This window comes from Streptomyces violaceorubidus, assembly GCF_000717995.1.
Lineage (GTDB): Bacteria > Actinomycetota > Actinomycetes > Streptomycetales > Streptomycetaceae > Streptomyces > Streptomyces violaceorubidus.
This window is the reverse complement of record NZ_JODM01000026.1, coordinates 1-24,673: the sequence shown is the minus strand read 5'-3', so window position 1 is coordinate 24,673 and position 24,673 is coordinate 1. Positions and strand designations below refer to the sequence as shown.

Sequence of the window (24,673 nt, the reverse complement as noted above, 5' to 3'; positions counted from 1 at the left end):
AGAGTCGGGGCATGCGAACCGACTCTTCTCCCGGCTCACTGCCGGCGCGGGAGCACCTCCCGGCCGCAGGAGCCGGTACGCCTGTCCTGGACGTAGTGGTCCCCGTCTACAACGAGGAGAAGGACCTCGGGCCGTGCGTCAGGAGACTGCACGAGCACCTCACCCGGACGTTCCCGTACGCCTTCCGCATCACGGTCGCGGACAACGCCTCCACGGACCGCACCCCGCACGTCGCGGCCCGCCTGGCGGGCGACCTCGCCGCGGTCAGGTCAGTCCGACTGGAGCAGAAGGGGCGCGGCCGGGCTCTGAGGACCGTCTGGTCGGCCTCGGACGCCCCGGTCCTCGCCTACATGGACGTGGACCTCTCCACCGACCTGAACGCGCTCCTGCCGCTGGTGGCGCCGCTGATCTCCGGTCACTCGGACCTCGCGATCGGCTCCCGGCTGGCCCGCAGTTCGCGGGTGGTGCGCGGGGCGAAGCGGGAGTTCATCTCCCGCGGCTACAACCTCATCCTGCGCGGTTCCCTCCAGGTCCGCTTCTCCGACGCCCAGTGCGGCTTCAAGGCGATCCGCCGGGACGTGGCCCAGGTGCTGCTGCCGCTGGTGGAGGACACCGGCTGGTTCTTCGACACCGAGATGCTGGTGCTCGCCGAGCGCGCCGGATGCCGCATCCACGAGGTGCCCGTCGACTGGGTCGACGACCCGGACTCCACCGTGCACATCGTGCGGACGGCCACCGAGGACCTCAAGGGCGTGTGGCGGGTCGGCAGGGCCCTGGCCACCGGTTCGCTGCCGCTGGACCGGCTGGCCCGTCCCTTCGGCGACGACCCGCGCGACCGCGACCTGACCGGCGTACCGCAGGGGCTGGCCCGGCAGCTCGTCGGCTTCTGCGTCGTCGGCGCCCTGTCCACCCTTTTCTACCTCCTCCTCTACAGCGGCTTCCGCCACTTCGGCGGCTCTCAGCTCGCCAACGCGCTCGCCCTGCTGGTCTCCGCGGTCGCCAACACCGCCGCCAACCGGCGGCTCACCTTCGGGGTGCGGGGCCGGGGCGGCGCCGTGCGGCACCAGGCGCAGGGGCTGGTCGTCTTCGGCATCGGCCTCGCGCTGACCAGCGGTTCGCTGGCCGCCCTGAGCGCGGCGACGATCGACCCCGACCACTCCACCGAGCTGGCGGTGCTGATCGCCGCCAACCTCGCCGCGACCGTGCTGCGCTTCCTGCTCTTCCGGGCCTGGGTGTTCCCGGACCCGCAGCCCCCGGCCCCCTCCCCGGAACCTCACCTCCCGGACCCGCAGCGCACCTGGAGCGATGCCCGATGACGACGCACTACGACCCGACCGCGCAGGCCGAGGGCACGGGCGCCCCCGCCGGTGAAGGCGTGGAACCGCCGCCCGCCCACCGGCAGCCCCGGCGGTCCCGGCTCGGCCGGGTGTGGCGCGGCCGCCCCGAGGACCCGCGCTGGGTACGCCCCGCCTTCCTCGGCCTCCTGCTGGCCACCGCCCTCCTCTACCTCTGGAACCTGAGCGCCTCCGGCTACGCCAACTCCTTCTACTCGGCGGCCGTGCAGGCGGGCAGCCAGTCCTGGAAGGCGTTCTTCTTCGGCTCGCTGGACGCGGGCAACGCCATCACCGTCGACAAGCCCCCGGCCGCGCTGTGGCCGATGGCGCTGGCGGTGCGGATCTTCGGCCTCTCCTCCTGGTCGGTCCTCGTCCCCGAGGTGCTGATGGGGGTGGCCACGGTCGCCGTCGTGTACGCGGCCGTGCGCCGCCGGTTCAGCCCCGCGGCGGGGCTGATCGCGGGCGCCGTGCTCGCGCTCACCCCGGTCGCGGCGCTGATGTTCCGGTTCAACAACCCGGACGCGCTGCTGGCCCTGCTGATGTCCGTCGCCTGCTACCTCGTCGTACGGGCGCTGGAGGACGGCCGGACCAAGTGGCTGGTGTGGGCGGGCGCCGCGATCGGCTTCGCGTTCCTGGCGAAGACCCTCCAGGCCTTCCTGATCCTGCCCGCCCTCGCCCTGGTCTACGGCGTCTGCGCGCCGGTACGGCTCAAGAAGCGCCTCGGCCAGCTCGCTCTGGCGACCGCCGCGATCGTCGTCTCCGGCGGCTGGTGGGTCGCGGTCGTCGAGCTGTGGCCGGCCTCGTCCCGCCCGTACGTCGGCGGATCGCAGAACAACAGCTTCCTGGAGCTGACCTTCGGCTACAACGGCCTCGGCCGCCTCAACGGCGAGGAGACCGGCAGCGTCGGCGGCGGGGGCGGCGGCATGGGCGGCGGCGGGCAGTGGGGCGAGACCGGCTGGGACCGGATGTTCAACTCCGAGATCGGCGGCCAGATCTCCTGGCTGCTCCCGGCCGCCCTGATCCTGCTCGTCGCGGGCCTGGTCGCCACGCGCCGCGCCGGCCGCACGGACACCGCGCGCGCCTCCCTGCTGCTGTGGGGCGGCTCGCTGCTGGTGACCGCGGCCGTCTTCAGCTACATGGCCGGCATCTTCCACCAGTACTACACGGTGGCCCTCGCGCCGTACCTGGCGGCCGTCGTCGGCATGGGCGCCGCGACCCTGTGGGAACGCCGCGGGCGGCCCTGGGCGTCGCTCGCCCTGGCCGCCGCCGTCACGGCGAGCGCGGCCTGGGGCTACGTCCTGCTCAACCGGACGCCCGACTACCTCCCCTGGCTGAAGGCGACGGTCCTGGTCGGCGGCCTGGTCGCCGCGCTCGGGCTGGTCTTCGCCGGGCGGCTGGGGCGGCGCACGGCCCTCGCGGCGGCGGGGCTCGGCCTCGTGGCGTCGCTGGCCGCGCCCACCGCGTACACGCTGAGCACCGTGCGGGAGGGGCACAGCGGCTCCATCGTCACGGCCGGTCCGGCCGGGGCGAGCATGGGCGGCGGCCCCGGGGGCGGCGGCTTCCCGGGCGGCGGGAACGCACCCGGTCAGGGCCAGGGCCAGGGCCAGGGTCAGGGCCAGGGCCAGGGCCAGGGTGGTCCGGGTGGCGGCGGCTTCCCCGGCGGCGGCACCGCCCCGGGCGCCGGAGGCACCAACCAGAACGGCCAGTCGCAGAACGGCCAGAACGGCCAGTCACCGAACGGCCAGAACGGCCAGAACGGTCAGTCGCCGAATGGTCAGAACGGCGGCCCGACGGGCGAAGGCGGCCGCATGGGTCCGGGCGGCGGCATGGGCGGCCTGCTCAACGGCGCCGAGGTCGACTCCGGGGCGAAGAAGCTCCTGGAGACCGACGCCGACGCGTACACCTGGGCCGCCGCCGCGATCGGCTCCCAGAACGCCGCGAGCTATCAGCTCGGCACCGGCGACCCCGTGATGGCGATCGGCGGTTTCAACGGCACCGACCCGTCGCCGACCCTGGCCCAGTTCAAGCAGTACGTGGCGGACGGCCGGATCCACTACTTCATCGGCGGCGGCACGGGCGGCGGCATGGGCGGCGGCTCCGGCACCGCCTCGCAGATCACGTCGTGGGTCGAGGCCAACTTCAAGGAGGTCACGGCCGGCTCGGCGACCTTCTACGACCTCACCTCGCCGACCGCCTGACCATTCCGGACGAGCAACCGTTGTACAGCGTATAGGAAACCCCTATACGCTGTACAACATGACGACATCGCCCCAGGACCCCGCCAGGGAGCGGGACACCGCACCCCCGGTCCAGGGCCACCCGCGGCTTTGGCTGATCCTCGGTGTCATCAGCCTCGCCCAGCTCACGGTGGTCCTGGACAACACCGTGCTCAACGTGGCCGTCCCCTCGCTCACCGAGGAGCTGGGTGCGGCCACCTCGGACATCCAGTGGATGATCAACGCCTACTCGCTCGTCCAGTCCGGCCTGCTGCTCACCGCGGGCAGCGCGGCCGACCTCCCCCACGCCTCAAGGGCGCGGGGGGACCCCCATCGGCCGCAAGAAGATGCTGGCCACCGGCCTCGCCCTGTTCGGAATCGGCTCGCTGGCGGCCGGACTGGCGGACACCACGGGCCAGTTGATCGCGGCGCGGGCCGGCATGGGCGTCGGCGGCGCCCTGCTGCTGACCACCACGCTCGCCGTGGTCGTGCAGATCTTCGCGCCCGCCTAGCACGCCAAGGCCATCGGCATCTGGAGCGCCGTCAGCGCGCTCGGCTTCGCCTGCGGGCCGCTGATCGGCGGGTTCATGCTGGACCACTTCTGGTGGGGTGCGATCTTCCTGATCAACCTGCCGGTGGTGGCCCTCGGCCTGGTCGCGGTCCTGGCCCTGGTCCCGGAGTCGAAGAGCCGGCGGGGCGAGCGTCCCGACCCGCTCGGCGCCGTCCTCTCCACGATCGGCATGGCCACGCTGGTCTACGCGATCATCTCCGGCCCGGAGCACGGCTGGGCGTCGGGACGGGTCCTGACCACGGCCGCCGTCGCCGCGGGGGTGCTCGCCCTCTCCGCCCACTGGGAGAGCCGCGTCCCGCACCCGATGCTCGACCTCTCCTTCTTCCGCGACCGGCGGTTCACCGGCGCGGTGGCCGGTCTCGTGCTGATCGCCTTCGGCATGGGCGGTGCGCTGTTCCCGCTCACACAGCACCTGCAGTTCGTCCTCGGGTACGGCCCGCCGGAGGCCGGGCTGCGGACCGCGCCGCTGGCCCTGACGGCGGTGCTGCTGAACTTCTCCGGGGTGGCGGCGAAGTGGCTGGCCGGGCTCGGCACTCCGAGGGCGGTGCTGCTGAGCATGGTGCTGATGGCGGCGGGCCTGGTGGCCATCGCCACGCTCACCGGACAGGGCTACGCCGGCACGCTGCTCGGGCTGCTGCTGATCGGCGTGGGGTGCGCGCTCGGCAACCCGGCCATGGCCCGCGCGCTGATGAGCGCGATCCCGCCCGCCAAGGCGGGGGTCGGCGCGGGCGTCAACGGCACGCTGGCGGAGTTCGGCAACGGGCTGGGCGTGGCCGTGCTGGGCGCCGTGCTGACCTCGCGGTTCGCGGCGCTGGCCCCCGTCGCGGCGACGTCGCTCCCGGCGGCACTGGCTTCGGCGGAGGGGCCGGAGAGCGGGGGCGGGTCCTCGACGCGTTCTCCCTCGGAGTGGAGAGCAGTCAGCTGGTGGGGGCGGTGGCGGTGTGGCTGGGCGGGGTGGCGGCGGCGGTGCTGTTGCGCAGGGCGGAGCGGGCGGGCGTCTGAGGGGCCGGGGCGCCTAGAGGGCCGGGGTGCCTAGAGGGCCGGGGTGCCTAGAGGGTCGGCGATCGGGGCATGTTCGCGGCTGCGGGCCGGTCGCGCCCGGTCGCGCCCGCGCGGCGGAGCCGCAGGTGGTCACGTCCCGGGCCCCGAGGGGACGCCTAGCATGACCGGTGAGGGTGAGAGCGAGGTAGGTGCGCATGGCGAAGGCAGGGCGGGAGGGGCCGCGGGACAGTGTGTGGCTGTCGGGGGAGGGCCGGCGCGGCGGGCGCCGCGGGGGACAGCCGTCCGGGCTCGACCGGGACAGGATCACCGGGGTCACCGTCCGGCTGCTGGACGCCGAGGGCCTGACGGGTTTCTCGATGCGCCGCCTGGCCGCCGATCTGAACGTCACCGCGATGTCCGTGTACTGGTACGTCGACACCAAGGACCAGCTGCTCGAACTCGCCCTGGACGCCGTCTTCGGCGAGCTCGGCCACCCGGCCCCGGACGCCGGCCTCGACTGGCGCGAGGAGCTGCGTGCGCTGGCCCGGGAGAACCGGGCGCTGCTGGTGCGCCACCCCTGGACGTCGCGGCTGGTCGGCACCTACCTCAACATCGGACCGCACTCCCTCGCCTTCTCCCGGGCGGTGCAGAACGTCGTGCGCCGCAGCGGGCTGCCCACGCACCGCCTGACCGGCGCCATCTCCGCCGTCTTCCAGTTCGTCTACGGCTACGGCACCATCGAGGGCCGCTTCCTCGCCCGGGTGGCGGAGACCGGACTGAGCCCCGAGGAGTACCACCAGGACTCGATGCGCGCGGCGACCGAACTGCCGGACACCGCGGGCGTGATCGAGGACGCCCGGGACATCATGGCGGCCCGCGGCGGCGACACCGTCGCGGAGATGCTGGACCGGGACTTCGAGTTCGCCCTCGACCTGCTCGTCGCGGGCATCGACGCCATGGTCGAACGGGGCTGACCGGGCACCGGCCGCGCGCCCCGGCCGGGGGACCTCAGTCGTTTGCCGCCAGCCGTGCCGGGAAGCCGCCCGTGGCCACCGGGCCCCACTTCTGCGGCGACACCCGGATGAGGGACTTGCCCTGCTTGACCATGGCCTGCCGGTACTCGTCCCAGTCGGGGTGCTCGCCGGAGATGTTGCGGAAGTACTCCACGAGCGGTTCCACGGATTCGGGCGCGTCGATGACCTCCGCGGTGCCGTCGATCTGCACCCAGGGGCCGTTCCACTCGTCGCTGAGCACGAGGAGACTGACCCTCGGGTCCCGGCGCGCGTTGCGGGTCTTGGCCCGCTCGGGGTAGGTCGAGACGACGATCCGTCCGGCGTCGTCGACCCCGCAGGTCAGCGGCGACCCCTGGGGACTGCCGTCGGCCCGCCGGGTCAGCAGGATCGCCCGGTGCCGGGGGCGTACGAAGTCCAGCAACTCGGCCAGGGAGACGCGGGTGTTCGTCGCGATGTTCGGTGCCATGACGCCAGCCTAGGGCGCCGTGCCGCACTCGGTGCGCAGCGCCTCCGCGAGGTGGTCGTGGACCGGCACGTCGCGGCGCAGGCCGGAGAGTTCCAGGACGCGGCTCGGCACCCCCTTCGGGGTCGCCACCACGCGCAGCAGAACCCGGTCGGGCAGCCGACGGCGCACGGCGGCGATCAGGCGGACACCCTGGGAGTCCATGAAACGGGTCGCGGAGAGGTCCAGGACGAGCAGGCGCAGCCCCTCCAGGCGGTGCTCCACGGCGGTCGTGATCAGGGGCAGCAGCCCCGAGGCGTTGCAGAAGTCGATCTCGCTGGGCAGCGGGAGCACGACGCACCCGGGTGGATCACACGGCTCACACGGCTCGCAGGGCTGGGGGAGGAAGGTCACAGCACTCACCTGACAGACGTCCGTCGGGCTTCCGGCCGGGCCGCTTCCTGACCCGGCTCCCATTCCACCATGAGGCACGGCGGCGCGGAAGGCTCACCGGCCGCCCGGCCGCCCGGCCGCCCGGGCCGCCGACCGAGCGTCACCGGCACGCAACCAAGCAGCTAAAGTGCTGTTCGTCCTGTGCTCGCAGTCGGGAATGTGCTGCGGAGCTCTCCTGCGCACGGCCGTGAGGCCGCGCTTGCCGAAGAGGTTCGTGGTGGCTGCGTCCGAATTTACTGAATTGCCGCGTTTTCCGGTGGGCTTCGAGCTGGCCGAGGCCCTGACCGCGGCGGCTCGGGACCTGCACGGGACGGGCACCCCCGACGACACCATGAACACCGCCGTCACTCTGGCGGTGCGCCTGCTGCCCGAGGCCGAGCACGCGGGCATCGCGGAGATCCAGCGCGGCGGCCGGCTGCGCTCCCTGGCCTGGACCGACGAGACCGTCCGCTTCGCCGCCGAGCCCCGGCCGGGCGGCCAGACCCCGCACCCGGACTGGGAGCGCCTGTGGACCACGCCCGTGGTGCGCACGGACGACAGCGAGGCCGACGGCGGCGGCAACGTCCTGTCCGGACTCGGCCTGCGGTCGGTACTGGCCCTGCGGCTGCGCGCCGACCGGCGCCGGCTGACCGTGCTGACCGCCTACGCCCGCAAGCCGCAGGCCTTCGACGAGGACGCCACCCGCATCGGGCGGCTGTTCACCGTGCACGTCTCCCTCGCCCTGGACTCGGCGACCGTGCGCGAGCAGCTCACCGAGGCGATGCGCACCCGGGACCTGATCGGCCAGGCCACCGGCATCCTGATGGAGCGCCTGGACATCGACGCGGCCGGTGCCTTCGAGTCCCTGGTGAAGGCCTCCCAGCGGGAGAACGTGAAGCTGCGCGACCTGGCCCGCCGCATCGTCGACGCGAACTCCGCCGCCGGTGGACGAGGTGTGACCGAACGGTGAGGGGACATCCGTACGGTCATGACCCCGCAGACGACAGGCCCCGGGACGGGCACGGACCGGAACACGGACACCGACACGGACGCGGACACGCTTGACCACGCCATGGCGCGCGCCCAGGGCCTGGACGCCCTGCTGCGCGACCTGACCGACCGGGCGGTCCAGCAGGTGCCCGGCGCCGACGCCTGTTCGGTCACGGTGCGCCGCGCCGACCGGCTGATGACGCTGGCGGGCAGCACCGGCCTGCCCGGTGGCCTGGACCTGCGTCAGTACGAGAACGGCTCGGGTCCCTGCGTGGACGCCGCCGAGACGGGGAGCGCGCAGTACTACTCCCCGGATCTGGCGGCCGAGGCCCGCTGGCCCGCGTACACGGAGTACGCGCTGGCCACCGGCGTGCGCTGTGTGCTGGCGCTGCCGCTGGCCGTGGAGGGCGAGACGGGCGCCGCGCTCAACCTCTACGGTCTCCGGCCCGACTCGCTGGCCCCGGCGCTGGACACGGCCCGCGCCTTCGCGCAGCGGGCCGGGGACGCGGTGAACGAGGCGCTGCGCATCGAGCGGGAGCAGGCCTCGGCCGCCGACGTGCGCACCGCCCTGCTCTCCCGCAGCGTCATAGACCAGGCGGTCGGCATGCTCATGGCCCGGGAGCGCATCGACGCCCACCGGGCCCTGGAGCGGCTGCGCCGGGTCTCACAGGACCGGAACGTGAAGCTCCGGGACCTGTGCGCCCAGGTGGTGGCCCGGGCGTCCGGCGGTGCCTCACACGGCCGGAAGTGACTCCCCCTGGACCGCCTGGATGTCCAGCTCGACCCTGAGCGTCGTGCCGATGGTGGCGATGCCGGCCTGGACGACCTGGTTGTAGTTCATCGCGAAGTCCTCGCGGTGCAGTTCCGTCGTCGCGCGGAAGGCCGCCCGGGTGCCGCCCCAGGGGTCGGCGCCGGTGCCCAGGTAGGCCAGGTCCAGGTCGATCTCGCGGACGACCCCGTGCAGGCTCAGCTCGCCGTGGACGGTCCAGCGGTCGGGGCCCGCCTCGCTCACCGAGGTGGAGCGGTAGGTGATCTCCGGGTACCGCTCGGCGTCCAGGAAGTCGGCGGAGCGCAGGTGGGTGTCGCGCATGCCGTTGCCGGTGTCGATCGAGGCCGCCCGGATCACCGCCTCCACCCGGGACTTGGTGACGTCGTCCGGCGCGATCTCGACGGTGGCGGCGAAGTCGGTGAAACGCCCGCGCACGCTGGAGATGCCCAGGTGCTGCGCGACGGCGGCCACGCCGGAGTGCGCCGGGTCGACCGTCCACGGTCCCGGCGGCGGCAGTTCGGTGCCGCCCTGGCGGGCCAGCGTCACCGTGCCGACCTCGGCCCGGCCGCTCGCGGTGACGATCGCGCTGGAGGCGGCCGGCGCGTAGCCGACCGCGGTGACGATGACGGTGTACGCCCCCGGCGTCAGCGCGGTGGTGTCCCGCACGGCCCCCTCGGTGTCCGCCTCGGCGCGCAGCACCTGCGTGCCGGTCATGTCGGTCACCGTGACGACCGCGTGCGACACGGCCCATCCGTCCCGCGTTCGGATCCTCGCGGTCAGTCCCATCCCGTTTTCTCCCTGCAAAAGCTCAGAAAGTGGTCGTAAAGAAACCGGCCCGTGGTGGGCGCACGCACCTCCGCTCAGAGCGCGCACGCCACCACGGGCCGGGGTTCCGCTACTCGCCGGGGTGGGCGAGCTCGATGTCGTGGCCGTCCACACCGGGGCCGGCGACCGTCAGGGCGGTGGCCACCGGCGGGTAGCCGGTCGCGATGACGGTGTACTCACCGGCGTCCAGGTCGGTGAAGGCGTACGCCCCGTCCGCCCCGGTGGTGGCCGTGCCGATCACGTTGCCCGCCGCGTCGACCAGGGTGACCCGGGCGTCGGCCAGCGGACCGTGCGGGGCCCGCACGACGCCCTGGAGCTGGGCACCGGCCTGGAGGTCGACCTCGACGCGGGTGACGCCGGTGCCGCCGACCTCCAGCGGCAGGGCGCGGGGCCGGTAGCCGGCGGCGTTGACCGCGACGGTCACCGTGCCCGGCACCAGCTCGGTGAAGGCGAACTCGCCCTGCTCACCGGTGGCGGCGCTGGCCAGCAGGTCTCCGCGCACGTCGGTGACGATCACCATGGCGTCCTTGACCGGCTGCCCGCTCTCCACGGCCTTCACCAGGCCGGTGAGCCCGCTGGTGCCGCTGAGCAGGATGTCGTAGGCGACCGGCTCGTCGTTGACGACGATGGTGGAGGCCTGCGGCTGGAAGCCGTCGGCGGAGGCGATCAGCACGTACGACCCGGCGCTCGGCGCGTCGACGGCGTAGGAGCCGTCGGCCTGGGCGACGGAGCGGCCGAGCTGGCGGCCGGCCAGCGAGATCAGCGTGACCGCGGCCTGCGGAACCGGGGCGGACTCGGCGCCGCGGACGAAGCCGCGTACCGCGATGCCGCCGGAGACGGGCGCCTGCGGCTCACCGGAGCCGGTCGCCGTGGCAACGGCGGCGAGCCGCTGCGTGGCGGCCGGGGAGGCCGAGGTGTCCGACGCGAGGGCGGTGGCCGGGTCGCCGGACGGCGTGGCCGGCAGGGCCGCCGTCGCACCGGCCGGGACCGGCTCGTCGGCGACGCGGACGGCCTCAGCGGGGGTGCCCGCCACGGGCGGGGCGGACTCGGCCGAGGACTCCGCGGCCTGGGCGAGGGCGCCCTTGGTCCGCAGCGGGACCTCCTTGATGAACAGCGTCACCAGGAAGGCGAGCAGGGCGACCGGCGCGACGTACAGGAAGATGTCGGCGATGCCGTGCCCGTAGGCGCTCTCCAGCCACTCGCGGATGCCGTGGGGCAGCAGGTCCATGTCGGGGATGGCGCCGCTGCCGGAGGCCTTGGCGGCGGCCGCCTGCTCCTGCGGGCTGAGCTGCCCGATGGTCTCGGAGGCGTAGTGGCTGATCCGGGTCGACATGATGGAGCCGAGCACCGAGACGCCCACCGCGCCGCCGAGGGACCGGAAGAAGGTGACCGTGGAGGACGCGGCGCCCAGGTCGCCCGGCTCCACCTGGTTCTGCGTGCAGAGCACCAGGTTCTGCATCATCATGCCGACGCCGAGACCCAGCAGCGCCATGAAGATGGCGATGTGCCAGTACGCGGTGTCGTAGCGGATGGTGCCCAGCAGGCCCAGGCCCGCCGTCAGCAGCACGCCGCCGGCCAGCAGCCAGCTCTTCCACTTGCCGGTCTTGGTGATGACGATGCCGGAGACCGTGGACGAGACGAACAGGCCGCCGATCATCGGGATCGTCATGACGCCCGACATGGTCGGGGACTCGTCCCGGGCCAGCTGGAAGTACTGGCTGAAGTAGACGGTGCCCGCGAACATCGCGATACCGACGAACAGCGAGGCCAGCGAGGCCAGGGCGATGGTGCGGTTCTTGAACAGGCGCAGCGGGATGATCGGCTCGCTGGCCCTCGACTCGACGAGGAGGAAGAGCAGCGTCAGCACGATCGCGCCGCCGACCATGGCGCCGGTCTGCCACGACACCCAGGAGTACTTGTCGTCGGCGAAGGTGACCCAGACGAGCAGCAGGCAGACGGCCGCGGTGACGAAGAAGGCGCCGGCCCAGTCGACCTTCACCTTCCGCTTGAGCACCGGCAGGTGCAGCGTCTTCTGGAGCACGATCAGCGCGAGGATCGCGAAGGGCACGCCGACGTACAGGCACCAGCGCCAGCCGAGCCAGCTGGTGTCGGTGATGACACCGCCGAGCAGCGGACCGCCGACCGTGGCGACGGCGAAGGTGGCGCCGAGGTAGCCGGAGTAGCGCCCGCGCTCACGCGGGGCGATCATCGCGGCCATGATGATCTGGGCCAGGGCGGACAGACCGCCGGCGCCCAGGCCCTGGATGGCCCGCGCGGTGATCAGCATCGCGGGGTTCTGCGCCAGACCGGCCACGACGGAGCCGATGACGTAGACGATCAGGGCTATCTGGACCAGGGCCTTCTTGCTGAACAGGTCCGCGAGCTTGCCCCACAGGGGGGTGGAGGCGGTCATCGTCAGCAGCGAGGCCGTGACGACCCAGGTGTAGGCGCTCTGGCCACCGCCGAGGTCACCGATGATCTCGGGCAGGGCGTTGGTGACGATGGTCGAGGACAGGATCGCGCAGAACATGCCGAGCAGCAGCCCGGACAATGCCTCCATGATCTGCCGGTGCGTCATCGGAGCGTCTCCGGAGGAGCCTCCCCCGTGCTTGGCATGAGCCCGCACACCGGCCGGTGTGGTCGTTGCCATGGACTTCCTTTACTTACGTGGTGATCGCGGGTGTACGGGTGGACTGTTCGTCCCCGGACAGTGCGGGAGGCCGGGCCGCGGGGGCCCGGCAGTCGTCGAAGCTGGCCCTGAGGCGGGCCATGAGCCGGGAGAGCTGGCGGACCTCGTCGTCGGACCAGTCGCCCAGGCGGTGGGAGAGCAGCTGGGTGGTCCGCTCGGCGATCTCGTCGAGCTGGTCCTGACCGGCGGGCGTCAGGCGCAGGATGCGCGAGCGTTTGTCCGCGGGGTCGGGAAGACGTTCGATCCAGCCCCGCTCGGCGCCGTGGGCGACGTGGCGGCTGGTCACCGACATGTCGACCGCGAGGAGCTCCGCGAGCTTGCTCATGCGCATGTCCCCGTGCCGGCCGAGCAGTGTCAGTACGGCGACGGAGCCGCCGGGACAGTCGGACGGCAGCAGCCGTCCCATCTCCCGTTTCACGGCGCCGAAGGCGCTGAACTGGCGAATCAGCTCCTCGTACTGCGCCCTCCCGGCCATGCGCACCTCCCGATTCGTTGCTTAGGGCAACCATAGGATCAGTTAGTTGCTACAGGCAAACAAAAACGGCCGGTGCGGCATAAAAAGTTGGCAAAGGCAAGTATTGCGAAAGTAAATGCGCAGGTGGTAACGGGTGGGCCGGGCCAAGAGGGCCGGGCGGCCCCGCACTTGGGCCCCGGTCGCGGATTCGCTAGTGTCTCGGCCCATGGCTAACACCCAGGGCCCCCAGGGCAATAACGACCCCGCAGGCAGCACCCAGATGTTCCGCGCGTTCGTCGACGACGCCCCGCAGAGCCGGCAGGCGGCCCCCGCCGCCACCTCCGGGCCGCGCGTCGGACTGATCGTCGGCATCGTGGCCGCCGTGATCGTCGTCGCGGCCGTGGCCTGGCTGGCGCTGGGCTAGGCAACAGCACCGGCACTGACGCCGGGCCACAGCACCGGCGGCACTGACGAGGACGACCGCCGCGACACCCCCGAGGTGCCGCGGCGGTCGCCGCGCTGTCCGTCCTGTCTGTCCTGCCCGCCCTCCCGGGGCGGGCATCAGTCGGAGATGAGCCCTTCCCGCAGCTGCGACAGGGTCCGGGTGAGCAGCCGGGAGACGTGCATCTGCGAGATGCCGACCTCCTCGCCGATCTGCGACTGGGTCATGTTGGCGAAGAAGCGCAGCATGATGATCCGCCGCTCCCGGGGCGGCAGCTTGGCCAGCAGCGGCTTGAGGGACTCGCGGTACTCCACGCCCTCCAGCGCGGTGTCCTCGTAGCCCAGGCGGTCCGCCAGCGAGCCCTCGCCGCCGTCGTCCTCCGGGGCCGGGGAGTCCAGCGACGAGGCGGTGTAGGCGTTGCCGACCGCGAGGCCGTCGACGACGTCCTCCTCGGACACCCCGAGGACGGCGGCCAGCTCGCTCACCGTCGGGGAGCGGTCCAGCTTCTGGGACAGCTCGTCGCTGGCCTTCGTCAGGGCCAGGCGCAGCTCCTGGAGGCGGCGCGGGACGCGCACCGACCACGAGGTGTCGCGGAAGAACCTCTTGATCTCGCCGACGACGGTCGGCATGGCGAACGTCGGGAACTCCACGCCCCGTTCGCAGTCGAAGCGGTCGATCGCCTTGATCAGGCCGATGGTGCCGACCTGGACGATGTCCTCCATCGGCTCGTTGCGGGAGCGGAAGCGGGCGGCGGCGTAGCGCACCAGCGGGAGGTTGAGCTCGATCAGGGTGTCCCGGACGTAGGCACGCTCGGGGCTGTCCTCGTCGAGGGCGGCGAGCCGCAGGAACAGGGAGCGGGACAGGGTGCGGGTGTCGATGGCCCCCGTGGCCGGGACGGTCTGGGCCGGCACGGTGTCGAGGTCCGGCACGGTGTCGAGGTCCGACACGGCGTCGCCGGCCTGAGTGCCGTCGACGGAGCCGACCGGGCCGACGGAGTCGATGGGGCCGACGGGCTCGACGGAGGCGAGCGCCTCGATCGAGTCGGGCGCGGTCTCGCTCTCCGCGAGCGCGAGCACCTTCGAGCTGCCCTGTTCTGCGGACATGCCACCCCCTTTGGGTCGCGGGACGGTCGCGGCACACGCTCCCACGCCGGGAACGCAGCCTTCACCTGAATACCGGAGCCGAAGCCCCGGCAAACGCGTCTCCGGCAGAATGTCACATGTCGGCAACGCGCTGTAGTGACATGTCGACATCCGAGATGCGAATACCCCCTGGAAACAGGGGGTCTGATGGGCTTTCAGCCCGATTCCGCCCGCAACGGCCCTGGTGAGCGATTCGCTCTCCCCGGTGACCTCTCGCTCGCGCTTTCGACTCCCCCCGGAGTCCCGGCCGAGCTTACGCGTCGATCCGGTTCGCGGACCTCAACCGCTGGAAACTGCGCGCCAGCAGCCGTGAGACGTGCATCTGGGAGACGCCGAGTTCGGCACTGATCTGGGACTGTGTGAGGTTGCTGTAGTAGCGCAGCAGCAGGATCCGCTGCTCCCGCTCGGGGAGTTGGACCAGCAGGTGCCGCACCAGGTCCCGGTGCTCCACCCCGTCCAGCGCCGGGTCCTCGTAGCCGAGCCGGTCGAGCAGCCCGGGCAGCCCGTCGCCCTCCTGGGCGGCCTCCAGCGAGGTGGCGTGGTACGACCGGCCCGCCTCGATGCAGGACAGCACCTCCTCCTCGGTGATGCGCAGCCGCTCGGCGATCTCGGCGGTCGTCGGGGAGCGCCCGAAGGCGGTCGTCAGGTCCTCGGTGGCGCTGTTGACCTGCACCCACAGCTCGTGCAGCCGCCGCGGTACGTGCACCGTGCGGACGTTGTCGCGGAAGTACCGCTTGATCTCCCCGACCACCGTGGGCATCGCGAACGTCGGGAACTGCACGCCCCGCTCCGGGTCGAAGCGGTCGATGGCGTTGATGAGCCCGATGGTGCCGACCTGGACGACGTCCTCCATCGGCTCGTTGCGGGAGCGGAAGCGGGCGGCGGCGTAGCGCACCAGCGGGAGGTTGGCCTCGATGAGCGCCGCGCGCACCCGGTCGTGCTCCGGCGTGCCCGGGGTGAGGCCCTTCAGTTCGCCGAAGAGCACCTGGGTCAGGGCCCGGGTGTCGGCACCCCGGCTGCGCTGCGGCGCGGGAGCCTCCTGGGCCTGGGCGGGCGGCGCGGGCGGTGCTTGAGGCGCAGTACTGGCCGGCACGGTCAACTCCACCTCGTGATCTGTCAACTCTTCCGTCAACTCATCCGTCAAAAGCGGTCATAGCATCACAAGACATGTCCACTGTGTGCAAGCACCGCATAACGTCGTGTTGAGTGAACGCGGAACGGCCCCGCACCGGGCGGGCGCGGGGCCGGGAAGGGGTTGGGCGGCGGGTCCGCGGCGTGCTGGGGACCCGCGGTCGAACTAGAACTCGTAGTCGGCGATCACCCAGGTGGCGAACTCGCGCCACAGAGCGACGCCCGCCTGGTGCGCCGGGTGGTCGAGGTAGCGCTGGAGCGCGTCGGCGTCGTCCACCGCCGAGTTGATGGCGAAGTCGTAGGCGATGGGCCGGTCGCTGATGTTCCAGGCGCACTCCCAGAAGCGGAGGTCGTCGATCTGGCCGCCGAGCGCCCGGAAGGCCTCGACGCCCTCCGCGACCCGGGGGTCGTCGCGCCGGACGCCGTCGTTCAGCTTGAACAGCACGAGGTGGCGGATCATCACTCTCCTCCGTTGGCGGCCCAGGTCATGAAGTCGCCCACGGCGCCCGCCGCGTCGGATATGCCCTGGAAACCTATCTGCACGTAGTCGGCTGCCTTGGCCGGATCAGTGATGATCACGTACAGCACGAAGACCACAACCACATAGACGGCGATCTTCTTCGAGTTCACCGCCACCGCGGCCTCCCCTGTCCCTTCGACGCACGCCTTTCGGTCGCTCATGATCGCACGAAGGGCCCCGTCTTTCGACGGGGCCCTTCAAAAGCGGTAGCGGAGGGATTTGAACCCTCGGTGACTTGCGCCACACTCGCTTTCGAGGCGAGCTCCTTCGGCCGCTCGGACACGCTACCGAGACAGACCTTACAGCACGGAGCGGCATGCTCAGAAATCGGTATTGCGACCGACGAACAGCCGTCCGGGCGCCCTGTCCGGACCGGTTCAGCGGTCGCGGAAGAAGTCCGTGAGCAGCCGCGCGCAGTCGTCCGCCAGCACGCCCTCGATCACCTCGGGACGGTGGTTGAGGCGACGGTCGCGCACCACGTCCCACAGGGACCCGGCCGCGCCCGCCTTGTCGTCGCGGGCGCCGTAGACCACGCGGTCCACGCGGGACTGCACGAGCGCGCCCGCGCACATCGTGCAGGGCTCCAGGGTCACGACCAGCGTGCAGCCGGACAGGCGCCACTCGCCCAGCGCCACCGCCGCCCGCCGGATCGCGAGGACCTCGGCGTGGGCCGTCGGGTCCCCGGTGGCCTCGCGTTCGTTGTGCCCGGCGGAGAGCACGGTGCGGCCGTCCGGTGCCAGCACGACGGCGCCGACGGGCACGTCCCCGCCCTCCGCTGCCCGCCCGGCCTCGACGAGGGCGAGCCGCATCGCGGCCCGCCACCGGTCGCGCACCGGGTCGGGCGGTGCCTCCTCGGGCCATTCCCCGGCCGGCGCGGTCAGCGGACGGTCTCCAGGACGTCGGAGACGCCAAGGGCCTCGGCGATCTCCCCGACCGCGTCCCCGGACATCGAGCGCAGTTCCTTCTCGCTCACGCCGAGGTCGTCGAGGACCTCGGCGTCGCCGACCGGCCCGTGCGGCACGGCCTCGCCCGCACCGGCGCCCGCGGCGGCACCGTCACCGTCCTCCTCCTCGTCGTCGTCGGACTCCCCGTCCTCCGTGCCGTCGAGGTCGAGGGCGTCGAGGTCGTCGCCGTCGTCACCCGGGTCCCGGCCGAGCAGCTCGTCGGTGAGCAGGATCTCGCCGTAGCTGCTGCGGGCGGCCGCGGCGGCGTCCGAGACGTAGATACGGGGGTCCTCCTCACCGTCCACCCGGACGACTCCGAACCACGCGTCCTCCTGCTCGATCAGCACGAGCACCGTGTCCTCGTCGGGAGAGGCCTCCCGGGCCAGGTCGGCAAGATCCGACAGGGTTTCCACATCGTCGAGCTCTGTGTCGCTCGCTTCCCACCCGTCTTCGGTGCGCGCGAGCAGTGCGGCGAAGTACACCGTGACTCTCCCACTGGTCCTAGGCGTGCCGGTTGGGGATCCCCCCGGCGGAGGCTACGGGCGGGGGAGCGGTGCTCCGAGCCCCACCCACTCGGAATCGTGGCAGAAACATGGCACTCAGGGGACGTCTTCGGCGCCCTGTGTCCGGCTGTTTTGACCGACGTCCCGGAATGCGTACCCGGGCAGCCGCCCAGCAGCGCTCCAGTCGCCGCCACGTGCGGATCGTACGCGGATTCTCGCGGTCCCCGCGTACGTCCGTCACCACCAACGTCGGCGCGGCGCGCGATCTTCCCCGGCCGGGTCAGGAACTTCTCCGGCCGGGGAGGGGACTACCAGCGGAAGGTGCGCATGCGCATCGCGTGTCGCAGCCGGGCGGTCTTGGCGCGGCGCGGCTGCACGCGGTCCCGCAACTGGCGGGCCTCCGCCAGATCGCGCAGGAACTGGGCGCGGCGCCGACGCCGTTCGGCCTCGCGCTCCCGCTCCGGTGCCGCACTCGGCTCGGCCCCGCGTTCCGCACCCCGGTCCGCGCCGGGGGACGGCGTGTTGTGGAAGTCCCGGTCAGGCACAGTCTCACCACCCAGCGTCCGTCCCTCCCGCCTTCCCCCGCCCGGGCGGTTTGACGCCCGCGAACCGGTGGAGCCGCCTGCGGAGCCCATGCCCCTGCCGCGGGGACGCCGCCCCCACGGGGCCCGGTTACTGTGGTGGGCATGCGTCTCCACGTCGTCGACCACCCCCTGGTCGCCCACAAGCTCACCACGCTGCGCGACCAGCGCACCGACTCCGCGACCTTCCGCCGTCTCGCCGACGAGCTGGTCACCCTGCTCGCCTACGAGGCCACGCGCGACGTGCGTACCGAACAGGTCGACATCCACACGCCGGTCTCGCAGACCACCGGCGTCAAGCTCTCCCACCCGCGCCCGCTGGTGGTGCCGATCCTGCGGGCCGGTCTCGGCATGCTCGACGGCATGGTCCGGCTGCTGCCGACCGCCGAGGTGGGCTTCCTCGGCATGGTGCGCAACGAGGAGACGCTCCAGGCCTCCACCTACGCCACGCGCATGCCGGACGACCTGTCCGGGCGCCAGGTGTACGTCCTCGACCCCATGCTGGCCACCGGCGGCACCCTGGTCGCGTCCATCAAGGAGCTGATCAAGCGCGGCGCCGACGACGTGACGGCCGTGGTGCTGCTCGCCGCCCCCGAGGGCGTCGAACTGATGGAGCGCGAGCTGGCCGGCACCCCGGTGACGGTCGTGACGGCCTCGGTCGACGAGCGCCTCAACGAGCAGGGCTACATCGTCCCGGGCCTCGGCGACGCGGGCGACCGCATGTACGGAGCGGCCGAGTAGTACCCCCGCTCAGCAGCTCTTCTTCTCCGCGGCGGGCGTCGAGAGCGGCGCGGTCAGCTTGGCCAGCGCCGTGTCGGCGTCCGCGCGGTTCGCCAGCCCCTTGAAGCCGTTGCCGATGATGAGGTCGACGGCGGCTCCCTCGCGGACCGCGTCGGCGCGGTGCTCGGCGCCGGGCAGCTGCGTGCCGAGCACGGGGAGCGCACCCTTCAGCGAGGCGGCCGGCCCCAGCAGCATCCCGGTGCCGGTGACCTTCTTGTCGTACTCCTTGGGCGCGTTGCTCACCTCGCCCACGCGGAAGCCGCGCTTCTTCAGCTCGTCGGCGGTCTTCTGCGCCAGGCCGCTGCGCGTCGTCGCGTTGAGCACGTTGACCGTGACCTGACCGGGCTTCGGCAGCACCGCGGCAGCCGGCGAGGCACTCGCCCTCGCCGTGGGGACACAGCCCGCGGCACCGGCCGCCGAAGCCTTGTCGCCACCGGTGAAGACATCGATGAGCTGCAACGTGCCCCAGCCCAGCACTCCGAGAACGGTGACACAGGCGACGGCGGCGAACGCGACCCGGCCACGTCGCCGGACCGGGCGCATCCGCGGGTACTTGTCCCCCGTGATCTTGTACTGGCCACCCATGCCGGGAGGAGTCAGCATGCTCATGGGCGCAGCGTAGTGCGCCGGAGCGGTGATGCCTATTAGATGATCAGTCGACGTTCCGCAGTTCGGTGCAAGCCAACCCGAACGGGTCAAGCGGGAGCCCGTCAGTCGAGTTCGAGGACCCGGGCGTGCAGCACCTGACGCTGCTGCAGGGCGGCCCGCACCGCCCGGTGCAGACCGTCCTCCAAGTACAGGTCGCCCTGCCACTTCACGACGTGCGCGAAGAGGTCGCCGTAGAAGGTGGAGTCCTCGGCCAGGAGCGTTTCCAGGTCGAGCTGGCCCTTGGTCGTCACGAGCTGATCGAGGCGGACCGGGCGCGGCGCGACGTCCGCCCACTGCCGGGTGCTTTCCCGGCCGTGGTCGGGGTACGGCCGGCCGTTTCCGATGCGCTTGAAGATCACACGGAAAGCCTACCGGCCCGGACGTTGCGGGCGCAGCCATGGCGCCGGAGTACGGCGCCGGAAAAGACGCCGTAAACCGGATCAATCGGCACTGTGCCGACGGGCGCTCCCGTCAGCCACGCCTCCGCTCCGGCGCCGGGAGCCGCCGTTCTTCGGCTTCCCGGGGTGCGGAGCCGGGCTTGGGCGTACGGCGGGCGGCCTCGGCGCGCAGAAGTGCGCGCAGCACGGCGTAGGGGTCGTTGGGCATGGTGGTTCCTCGTTCCTGGTGCGTCGCTGTTCGTCCCTGTCGTGGTGACCGGCGGCAGGGCCGGCCCGGCACCATCAGCAGCGCAGGACGAGGGAGCGAGGGCCGCGGGGCAGGGCGGCGGCCCGTCCGGAACGAGCGTCGAATCGAAGAGGAGGGTCCGCCGCGAAGGACGGCGGTGCCGGCCGCACCACGGTGGGTCGCCGGCCGCTGCGGCCCGCCACCCGCAGGGCGGAGTCGAGGTGGTCGTACTCCCCGGCGGTGCCGCCCGCCACCGTCACCGGTGCCGCCTCGCCGGTCACGTGCGTGCAGGGCACGAGCAGGGCGAGCAGCAGCACCAGGACCCGCAGGCGTGCGCCACGGCGGGCGGCGGCGTGCGGGTCGGGTCTCACCTCACTCGTGTCCCCGCCCGGCGTACGCCGTCCACCGCACCGGGGCCGAGAACCGCCCGCTCGGCGTAGGCCGGGCGCCGCTCACAGGGCGCGCGGGACCTGGTGCGCCCGCCCCCGCAGCCGCACCGACGTGACGATCTCGACGACGCCGACGACGACCAGCCACCAGCCGCCGACCAGCATGAGGACGGTGGCCGACTCGACCGGCGAGTCGATCAGGACGATGCCGGCGACGACGGTGACGGCACCGAGGAAGATCTGCCAGCCGCGGGCCGGCATCGACGGGTCGTGCGCGGCGGCCACGATCTGGGTGACCCCGCGGAAGAGCCAGCCGATGCCGATCCAGAGCGCGAGCAGCAGCACCGACTGGAGGGGTCCGCGGAAGCAGAACAGACCCAGCAGGATCGACACCGCGCCGCTGATGAAGGCCAGCACCCGCAGCGAGGTCCGCCGGTGCGTGCCGAAGGCGGCGCCCAGTTGGAGGACACCGCTGATGACGAGGTAGAGGCCGAAGAGCACGCCGGCGGCGAGCAGGGAGGCGCCGGGCCAGATCAGGACGAGGACGCCCAGGACCAGTGAGGCGATGCCGGTGAACAACACGGTCTGCCAGGCGGCGCGGGACAGCAGGTGCAGCGGCCCCTCGAAGGCCGGCTCGGGCTCGGGCTCCCGCCGCCCGGAGGCCGGGCCGTGCGCCGCCCCGTGCCGGCCGTGCACCCCGCGGTCGTCGTACGGCGTCCCGCCCGGGGAGCCGCTAGGTGGTTCGGTCATGCCCCATGCTGGGAGCAGGCGGCGGCGGAGCGGGGTGCCGCTGCGCCCACCCGTGCCGCCTGGGGGTACCTCCCAGGCCGTTCAGGCACTGGGGGAGGCACGACTGCCCGCAGCTGGGGGGACGGCGGGAGAGCCGCGTACGGCGCGAAGGGGACGTGTCGGGGGGTGTCCGCCCGCAGCGGTTGGCGCGTCAACGGAGTTCCACATCTCTGTCCCACCGATTCCGCGCCGTTCCGAGGACGGACACCCCCCGGCGCGGCCCCGACCCACCACCGAACCCAAGGCGCTACCCGCACCCCCACCGGAGCCGCACAGGCGCCGCAGGCACCCCCACCGGAGCCGCACAGGCGCCGCAGGCACCCCCACCAAACCCAAGGCGCCACGCGCACCCCCACCGGAGCCGCACAGGCGCGACCCCCACCCCCACTGGAGCCACGCAGGCGCCACCCGCACCCCCACCAAACCCGCGCACGCCGCCGCAGGCACCCGCCCCCCGGCCACCTACTTGCCGGAGCCCTTCGCCGCCTTGGCCGCCGCCTTCATCTCCTGCTTGTGGGCCCGCACCTTGGTCAGGGACTCCGGCCCCCTGATGTCCGCGACCGAGCGGAACGAGTCGGGCTCCCCGTACGCCCCCGCCGCCTCGCGCCACCCCTCGGGTCGGACCCCGAGCTGCTTGCCGAGCAGCGCCAGGAAGATCTGGGCCTTCTGCTTGCCGAACCCCGGCAGCTCCTGGAGCCGTTTCAACAGCTCCTTCCCGGTGGCCACCCCCCGCCAGACGGCCTCGGCGTCACCGTCGTACGTCTCGACGAGGTACCGGCACAGCTGCTGCACCCGCCCCGCCATGGACCCGGGATACCGGTGCACGGCAGGCTTCTCGGAGAGCAGCGCGGCGAACCCCTCGGGGTCGTACGCGGCGATGTCGTGCGCGTCCAGGTCCTCCGCCCCCATGCGCCGCGCGATGGTCGACGGCCCCTTGAACGCCCACTCCATGGGCACTTGCTGGTCCAGCAGCATGCCGACCAGCGCGGCGAGCGGGCTGCGCCCGAGGAGTTCGTCGGCCTCGGGGTCCTGGGCGAGGTGAAGTGTGACGTCCATGGTCACGATGATCGCGCGTACCGGCTCAGGTCGCGCGCCAGTACCCCAGCGCGTTCACCCGCTGCTTCGGCACCCCCAGCTCCTTGCGGACGTACGAGGCCAGCGCCCGCGTGGTCGCCGTGTCGCAGGCGATCCAGACGAACGGCTCGGAGACGGCCCCCAGCAGCTCCGGCAGCTCCTCCCTCACCCGCGCCACCAGCCGCGCCCCCGCGTCCTGCCGCGCGACCGCGCGGACCTCGTGCCGTTCGGGGTCGGTGCGGAACGGCAGGCCGTCGTCCGTGCCGCCCTCGAACCAGACGGTCGCGGGCACCGGTCCCAGCGCGTCGAGGAGGGAGTTGAGCGCGGGCAGGGACGCCGGGTCCGCGACCGCGAAGACCCGGGAGGGAAGGGGCCGCGGTACCTCGAACCCGGTGCCCTGGACGGTCGCCTCGATGGTGTCCCCCGGCTTCGCCGCCCGAGCCCAGTCGCTCGCGCATCCCTCGTGCAGGGCGAACTCCATGGCGAAGGTCCCGGCCGCCGGGTCCGGATCCACCAGGGTGTACCCCCGCTGGTGCGGCTTGCCGGCGTTGTCGAACCACAGCCGCACCCACATCGTGGGGTGGACGCCGGTCGCCGCCAGCATGCCGCCGTCGCTCAGCCGCAGCCGCCGGTAGTGCGGGGTCACGTCCTCGACGCCCGTCACGGTGAACTCGAAGTCCTTCGCGCGCATCAGCTTGAGGACCGCGCCCTCCCAGCCCCGCCCCTGCCCCATGAATCCTTCACCTTTCACGTACTATTCGGCCACGACGGTAAAACTTAGGTGAGCCTAACCTAAAGGAAAGTAGAGGCACAGGGGTGAGCGCCGAGACCTACCGCGACGCCTGGGGAATCCCGCACCTGCGCGCGGACAGCCCGCACGAACTCGCCCGCGCCCAGGGCCGGGTGACCGCCCGCGACCGTGCCTGGCAACTGGAGGTCGAGCGCCACCGAGCCCAGGGCACCTCCGCGGCCTTCCTCGGACCCGAGGCCCTGTCCTGGGACCGCCTCGCCCGCCGAGCCCGGCTCGCGGACACCGCACGCCGCTGCTTCACCGCCCTGGAGCGGAAGGACCCGGAGACGGCCGCCTGGGTGCGGGCGTACGTCGACGGCGTGAACGAGGGGCTCGCCCAGAACGGGCGACCGGCCCCCGAGTTCGCCCGCACCGGGCTCACCCCCGGACAGTGGGAGCCCTGGACTCCGCTCGGCGTCTGGCTCGCCACGCACATCCTCTTCGCGGGCTTCCCCGCCAAGCTCTGGCGCGAGCACGTCTCCACGCACCTCGGCCCGGAGGCCGTGGCCCTCTTCGCCGCCGACGGCCCCGGCACCGCGGGCAGCAACGGCTGGCTGGTGAGCGGCGAACGGACCACCACCGGGCACGCGCTCATCGCGGGCGATCCGCACCGTTTCATCGAGGACCCCGGCGTCTACCAGCAGATCCACCTGTCCTGCCCGGAGTTCGACGTCGTCGGTCTCGCCGTGCCGGGCGTCCCCGGCGTCGCCCACTTCGGACACACCGGCACCGTCGCCTGGGCGATCACCAACGCGATGGCCGACTACCAGGACCTGTACCGCGAGCGCCTGCGCCGCACCGGCGCCGGCGTCGAGGCGCTCGGCCCGGACGGCGCCTGGCACCGCGCCGCCCGCCACACGGAGACGATCCAGGTCGCGGGGGTCGCGGGGGTCGCGGGGGTCGCGGGGGTCGCGGGGGTCGCGGGGGTCGCGAGGGGCACGGGGGAGCGGGAGACCGTGGAGGTCGAGGTCATCGAGACCGACCGCGGCCCGGTGATCGCCGGCGGCCCCGAGGGCCTCGACGACGGCACCCCGGCCGCCCTCAGCCTGCGCTACCCGCCCCGCGTCACCTCCGACCTCGGCTTCGGCGCTCTGCTGCCACTGCTGCGGGCCCGCCGGGTCGCCGACGTGGACCGCGCCCTGGACGCCTGGACCGAGCCGGTCAACGTGGTGCAGGCCGCCGACACGGAGGGCGGCCTGCTGCACCGGGTCGCGGGCCGGGTCCCGGTGCGCCCCGCCGCGAACGGTCTGCGTCCGGTGCCGGCCTGGGAACCCGGCCACGAGTGGACCGGCTGGCACACCCCGCCCCGCGCCGGCCTCACCGAAGGCGTCGCCGTGATGGCCAACCAGCGCGGCCCGTCCACCCCGTTGGGCGTCGAGTTCGCCCCGCCGCACCGCGCCGACCGCATCGCCGCCCTGCTCGCGGGCAGGGAGCGCTGGTCGGCGGCGGACATGCCCGCGATCCACACGGACACCCACCTGGCTTCGGCCACGCCCCTCCTGAACCACCTCGCCACCCTGACCGACCCGGCGCCCCCGACCGACGAGGCCGTCAGCCCGACCGCCCCGCCACCCCCGACCGGCCCCACCCACCCGGCACC

General features: G+C 72.8%; 27 protein-coding genes, 1 tRNA gene and 1 pseudogene. 9 read left to right on the top strand and 20 right to left on the bottom strand.

The genetic code is table 11. The features are described from left to right. Window positions 1–11 precede the first annotated feature (11 nt). The 4 genes and pseudogenes from IE94_RS0126190 (at window position 12) to IE94_RS0126175 (ending at window position 6,076) form a co-directional block, all read left to right on the top strand. Window positions 12–1,316 carry a bifunctional glycosyltransferase family 2/GtrA family protein gene (locus IE94_RS0126190; protein ID WP_030188892.1) on the top strand — a complete coding sequence of 435 codons (1,305 nt, stop codon included), beginning with the start codon at window positions 12–14 and terminating at the stop codon, window positions 1,314–1,316. Then, window positions 1,313–3,532 (top strand): glycosyltransferase family 39 protein, encoded by a 2,220-nt coding sequence (locus tag IE94_RS0126185; RefSeq protein WP_030188891.1) that lies wholly within the window; start codon window positions 1,313–1,315, stop codon window positions 3,530–3,532. The genes IE94_RS0126190 and IE94_RS0126185 overlap by 4 nt, the downstream gene beginning before the upstream one ends. 58 nt (window positions 3,533–3,590) lie before the next feature. Then, window positions 3,591–5,123 (top strand): annotated as a pseudogene (locus tag IE94_RS36075) (MFS transporter). A gap of 194 nt (window positions 5,124–5,317) precedes the next feature. Beyond that, window positions 5,318–6,076: a TetR/AcrR family transcriptional regulator gene (locus IE94_RS0126175; RefSeq protein ID WP_030188890.1), complete on the top strand. Its 759-nt coding sequence runs from the start codon at window positions 5,318–5,320 to the stop codon at window positions 6,074–6,076. 34 nt (window positions 6,077–6,110) lie between these two features. Here the strand turns inward: IE94_RS0126175 and IE94_RS0126170 are convergent, their stop codons facing one another. Together IE94_RS0126170 and IE94_RS0126165 are read right to left on the bottom strand one after the other, a co-directional pair. Then, window positions 6,111–6,581, bottom strand: coding sequence for a PPOX class F420-dependent oxidoreductase (locus IE94_RS0126170; protein WP_030188886.1), 471 nt, complete (start codon window positions 6,579–6,581; stop codon window positions 6,111–6,113). 9 nt (window positions 6,582–6,590) lie between these two features. Beyond that, entirely contained in the window at window positions 6,591–6,971 is a 381-nt protein-coding gene (locus IE94_RS0126165; protein ID WP_030188884.1) for an STAS domain-containing protein, read from the bottom strand. Between the two features lie 280 nt (window positions 6,972–7,251). Between IE94_RS0126165 and IE94_RS0126160 the strand changes: the two genes are divergently transcribed. Both IE94_RS0126160 and IE94_RS0126155 read left to right on the top strand, forming a co-directional pair. Continuing rightward, a complete protein-coding gene (locus tag IE94_RS0126160) occupies window positions 7,252–7,959 on the top strand; it encodes an ANTAR domain-containing protein (RefSeq protein ID WP_245235314.1) in 708 nt (235 codons plus the stop codon). A gap of 18 nt (window positions 7,960–7,977) precedes the next feature. Beyond that, window positions 7,978–8,730 carry an ANTAR domain-containing protein gene (locus IE94_RS0126155; RefSeq protein WP_030188880.1) on the top strand — a complete coding sequence of 251 codons (753 nt, stop codon included), beginning with the start codon at window positions 7,978–7,980 and terminating at the stop codon, window positions 8,728–8,730. Here IE94_RS0126155 and IE94_RS0126150 read toward each other — a convergent pair. The 3 genes from IE94_RS0126150 to IE94_RS0126140 form a co-directional block, all read right to left on the bottom strand. Then, window positions 8,713–9,534 carry a YceI family protein gene (locus IE94_RS0126150; protein WP_030188878.1) on the bottom strand — a complete coding sequence of 274 codons (822 nt, stop codon included), beginning with the start codon at window positions 9,532–9,534 and terminating at the stop codon, window positions 8,713–8,715. The two genes, IE94_RS0126155 and IE94_RS0126150, sit on opposite strands and share 18 nt — an antisense overlap. A gap of 109 nt (window positions 9,535–9,643) precedes the next feature. Further along, the gene (locus IE94_RS0126145) at window positions 9,644–12,151 is read right to left on the bottom strand and encodes an MFS transporter (protein WP_030188876.1); all 2,508 of its coding nucleotides are present in this window, start codon (window positions 12,149–12,151) and stop codon (window positions 9,644–9,646) included. An 85-nt stretch (window positions 12,152–12,236) separates the two neighbouring features. Then, on the bottom strand, window positions 12,237–12,737 hold the full coding sequence (locus tag IE94_RS0126140) for a MarR family winged helix-turn-helix transcriptional regulator (RefSeq protein ID WP_030188874.1): 501 nt from the start codon (window positions 12,735–12,737) through the stop codon (window positions 12,237–12,239). A gap of 205 nt (window positions 12,738–12,942) precedes the next feature. Between IE94_RS0126140 and IE94_RS0126135 the strand changes: the two genes are divergently transcribed. Next, a complete protein-coding gene (locus IE94_RS0126135; protein WP_030188872.1) occupies window positions 12,943–13,140 on the top strand; it encodes a hypothetical protein in 198 nt (65 codons plus the stop codon). A gap of 137 nt (window positions 13,141–13,277) precedes the next feature. On the opposite strand, the gene IE94_RS0126130 is transcribed toward IE94_RS0126135, so the two are convergent. The 8 genes from IE94_RS0126130 to IE94_RS40470 form a co-directional block, all read right to left on the bottom strand. Next, on the bottom strand, window positions 13,278–14,261 hold the full coding sequence (locus IE94_RS0126130) for an RNA polymerase sigma factor SigF (protein ID WP_030188870.1): 984 nt from the start codon (window positions 14,259–14,261) through the stop codon (window positions 13,278–13,280). Between the two features lie 292 nt (window positions 14,262–14,553). Then, window positions 14,554–15,393, bottom strand: coding sequence for an RNA polymerase sigma factor SigF (locus tag IE94_RS0126125; RefSeq protein WP_030188868.1), 840 nt, complete (start codon window positions 15,391–15,393; stop codon window positions 14,554–14,556). 204 nt (window positions 15,394–15,597) lie between these two features. Further along, window positions 15,598–15,891 (bottom strand): Dabb family protein, encoded by a 294-nt coding sequence (locus IE94_RS0126120; RefSeq protein ID WP_030188865.1) that lies wholly within the window; start codon window positions 15,889–15,891, stop codon window positions 15,598–15,600. Next, window positions 15,891–16,112 (bottom strand): hypothetical protein, encoded by a 222-nt coding sequence (locus tag IE94_RS39500; protein WP_167343978.1) that lies wholly within the window; start codon window positions 16,110–16,112, stop codon window positions 15,891–15,893. The genes IE94_RS0126120 and IE94_RS39500 overlap by 1 nt, the downstream gene beginning before the upstream one ends. A 43-nt stretch (window positions 16,113–16,155) precedes the next feature. After that, window positions 16,156–16,240, bottom strand: a tRNA-Ser gene (locus tag IE94_RS0126110). Window positions 16,241–16,328: 88 nt separating this feature from the next. Continuing rightward, complete coding sequence (tadA, locus tag IE94_RS0126105; RefSeq protein ID WP_030188863.1) at window positions 16,329–16,760, bottom strand: tRNA adenosine(34) deaminase TadA; 432 nt, start codon at window positions 16,758–16,760, stop codon at window positions 16,329–16,331. 68 nt (window positions 16,761–16,828) lie between these two features. Then, window positions 16,829–17,377 (bottom strand): tRNA adenosine deaminase-associated protein, encoded by a 549-nt coding sequence (locus IE94_RS0126100; protein ID WP_030188861.1) that lies wholly within the window; start codon window positions 17,375–17,377, stop codon window positions 16,829–16,831. Between the two features lie 329 nt (window positions 17,378–17,706). Next, window positions 17,707–17,943 carry a hypothetical protein gene (locus IE94_RS40470; protein ID WP_030188858.1) on the bottom strand — a complete coding sequence of 79 codons (237 nt, stop codon included), beginning with the start codon at window positions 17,941–17,943 and terminating at the stop codon, window positions 17,707–17,709. Window positions 17,944–18,084: 141 nt separating this feature from the next. On the opposite strand from IE94_RS40470, the gene upp reads away from it, so the two are divergent. Beyond that, entirely contained in the window at window positions 18,085–18,720 is a 636-nt protein-coding gene (upp, locus tag IE94_RS0126090) for a uracil phosphoribosyltransferase (RefSeq protein WP_030188856.1), read from the top strand. Window positions 18,721–18,729: 9 nt separating this feature from the next. On the opposite strand, the gene IE94_RS0126085 is transcribed toward upp, so the two are convergent. From IE94_RS0126085 to IE94_RS0126055, 7 genes are all read right to left on the bottom strand, one after another. After that, entirely contained in the window at window positions 18,730–19,344 is a 615-nt protein-coding gene (locus tag IE94_RS0126085) for a LytR C-terminal domain-containing protein (protein ID WP_030188853.1), read from the bottom strand. A 125-nt stretch (window positions 19,345–19,469) separates the two neighbouring features. After that, window positions 19,470–19,766 carry a type II toxin-antitoxin system VapB family antitoxin gene (locus tag IE94_RS0126080; RefSeq protein ID WP_003999914.1) on the bottom strand — a complete coding sequence of 99 codons (297 nt, stop codon included), beginning with the start codon at window positions 19,764–19,766 and terminating at the stop codon, window positions 19,470–19,472. A 112-nt stretch (window positions 19,767–19,878) separates the two neighbouring features. Next, the gene (locus tag IE94_RS41600) at window positions 19,879–20,013 is read right to left on the bottom strand and encodes a hypothetical protein (RefSeq protein WP_280922718.1); all 135 of its coding nucleotides are present in this window, start codon (window positions 20,011–20,013) and stop codon (window positions 19,879–19,881) included. A gap of 74 nt (window positions 20,014–20,087) precedes the next feature. Continuing rightward, entirely contained in the window at window positions 20,088–20,402 is a 315-nt protein-coding gene (locus tag IE94_RS36070) for a hypothetical protein (protein WP_051777688.1), read from the bottom strand. Window positions 20,403–20,483: 81 nt separating this feature from the next. Beyond that, window positions 20,484–21,170, bottom strand: coding sequence for an HdeD family acid-resistance protein (locus IE94_RS0126065; RefSeq protein ID WP_030188846.1), 687 nt, complete (start codon window positions 21,168–21,170; stop codon window positions 20,484–20,486). Between the two features lie 501 nt (window positions 21,171–21,671). Then, on the bottom strand, window positions 21,672–22,265 hold the full coding sequence (locus tag IE94_RS0126060) for an HhH-GPD-type base excision DNA repair protein (RefSeq protein WP_030188844.1): 594 nt from the start codon (window positions 22,263–22,265) through the stop codon (window positions 21,672–21,674). A 25-nt stretch (window positions 22,266–22,290) separates the two neighbouring features. Next, a complete protein-coding gene (locus tag IE94_RS0126055; protein WP_030188843.1) occupies window positions 22,291–23,016 on the bottom strand; it encodes a siderophore-interacting protein in 726 nt (241 codons plus the stop codon). Between the two features lie 83 nt (window positions 23,017–23,099). On the opposite strand from IE94_RS0126055, the gene IE94_RS0126050 reads away from it, so the two are divergent. Continuing rightward, window positions 23,100–24,673, top strand: a 1,574-nt coding sequence (locus IE94_RS0126050) for a penicillin acylase family protein (RefSeq protein WP_167343979.1), incomplete at its 3' end; no start/stop codon positions are given.

Coding starts and splice junctions, on each gene's coding strand:
- IE94_RS0126190 (WP_030188892.1), top strand. CDS start 12: ATGCGAACCGACTCTTCTCCCGGCTCACTGCCGGCGCGGGAGCACCTC.
- IE94_RS0126185 (WP_030188891.1), top strand. CDS start 1,313: ATGACGACGCACTACGACCCGACCGCGCAGGCCGAGGGCACGGGCGCC.
- IE94_RS0126175 (WP_030188890.1), top strand. CDS start 5,318: ATGGCGAAGGCAGGGCGGGAGGGGCCGCGGGACAGTGTGTGGCTGTCG.
- IE94_RS0126170 (WP_030188886.1), bottom strand. CDS start 6,581: ATGGCACCGAACATCGCGACGAACACCCGCGTCTCCCTGGCCGAGTTG.
- IE94_RS0126155 (WP_030188880.1), top strand. CDS start 7,978: ATGACCCCGCAGACGACAGGCCCCGGGACGGGCACGGACCGGAACACG.
- IE94_RS0126150 (WP_030188878.1), bottom strand. CDS start 9,534: ATGGGACTGACCGCGAGGATCCGAACGCGGGACGGATGGGCCGTGTCG.
- IE94_RS0126145 (WP_030188876.1), bottom strand. CDS start 12,151: ATGACGCACCGGCAGATCATGGAGGCATTGTCCGGGCTGCTGCTCGGC.
- IE94_RS0126140 (WP_030188874.1), bottom strand. CDS start 12,737: ATGGCCGGGAGGGCGCAGTACGAGGAGCTGATTCGCCAGTTCAGCGCC.
- IE94_RS0126135 (WP_030188872.1), top strand. CDS start 12,943: ATGGCTAACACCCAGGGCCCCCAGGGCAATAACGACCCCGCAGGCAGC.
- IE94_RS0126130 (WP_030188870.1), bottom strand. CDS start 14,261: ATGTCCGCAGAACAGGGCAGCTCGAAGGTGCTCGCGCTCGCGGAGAGC.
- IE94_RS0126120 (WP_030188865.1), bottom strand. CDS start 15,891: ATGATCCGCCACCTCGTGCTGTTCAAGCTGAACGACGGCGTCCGGCGC.
- IE94_RS39500 (WP_167343978.1), bottom strand. CDS start 16,112: ATGAGCGACCGAAAGGCGTGCGTCGAAGGGACAGGGGAGGCCGCGGTG.
- tadA (WP_030188863.1), bottom strand. CDS start 16,760: ATGCGGCTCGCCCTCGTCGAGGCCGGGCGGGCAGCGGAGGGCGGGGAC.
- upp (WP_030188856.1), top strand. CDS start 18,085: ATGCGTCTCCACGTCGTCGACCACCCCCTGGTCGCCCACAAGCTCACC.
- IE94_RS0126085 (WP_030188853.1), bottom strand. CDS start 19,344: ATGGGTGGCCAGTACAAGATCACGGGGGACAAGTACCCGCGGATGCGC.
- IE94_RS41600 (WP_280922718.1), bottom strand. CDS start 20,013: ATGCCCAACGACCCCTACGCCGTGCTGCGCGCACTTCTGCGCGCCGAG.
- IE94_RS0126065 (WP_030188846.1), bottom strand. CDS start 21,170: ATGACCGAACCACCTAGCGGCTCCCCGGGCGGGACGCCGTACGACGAC.
- IE94_RS0126060 (WP_030188844.1), bottom strand. CDS start 22,265: ATGGACGTCACACTTCACCTCGCCCAGGACCCCGAGGCCGACGAACTC.
- IE94_RS0126055 (WP_030188843.1), bottom strand. CDS start 23,016: ATGGGGCAGGGGCGGGGCTGGGAGGGCGCGGTCCTCAAGCTGATGCGC.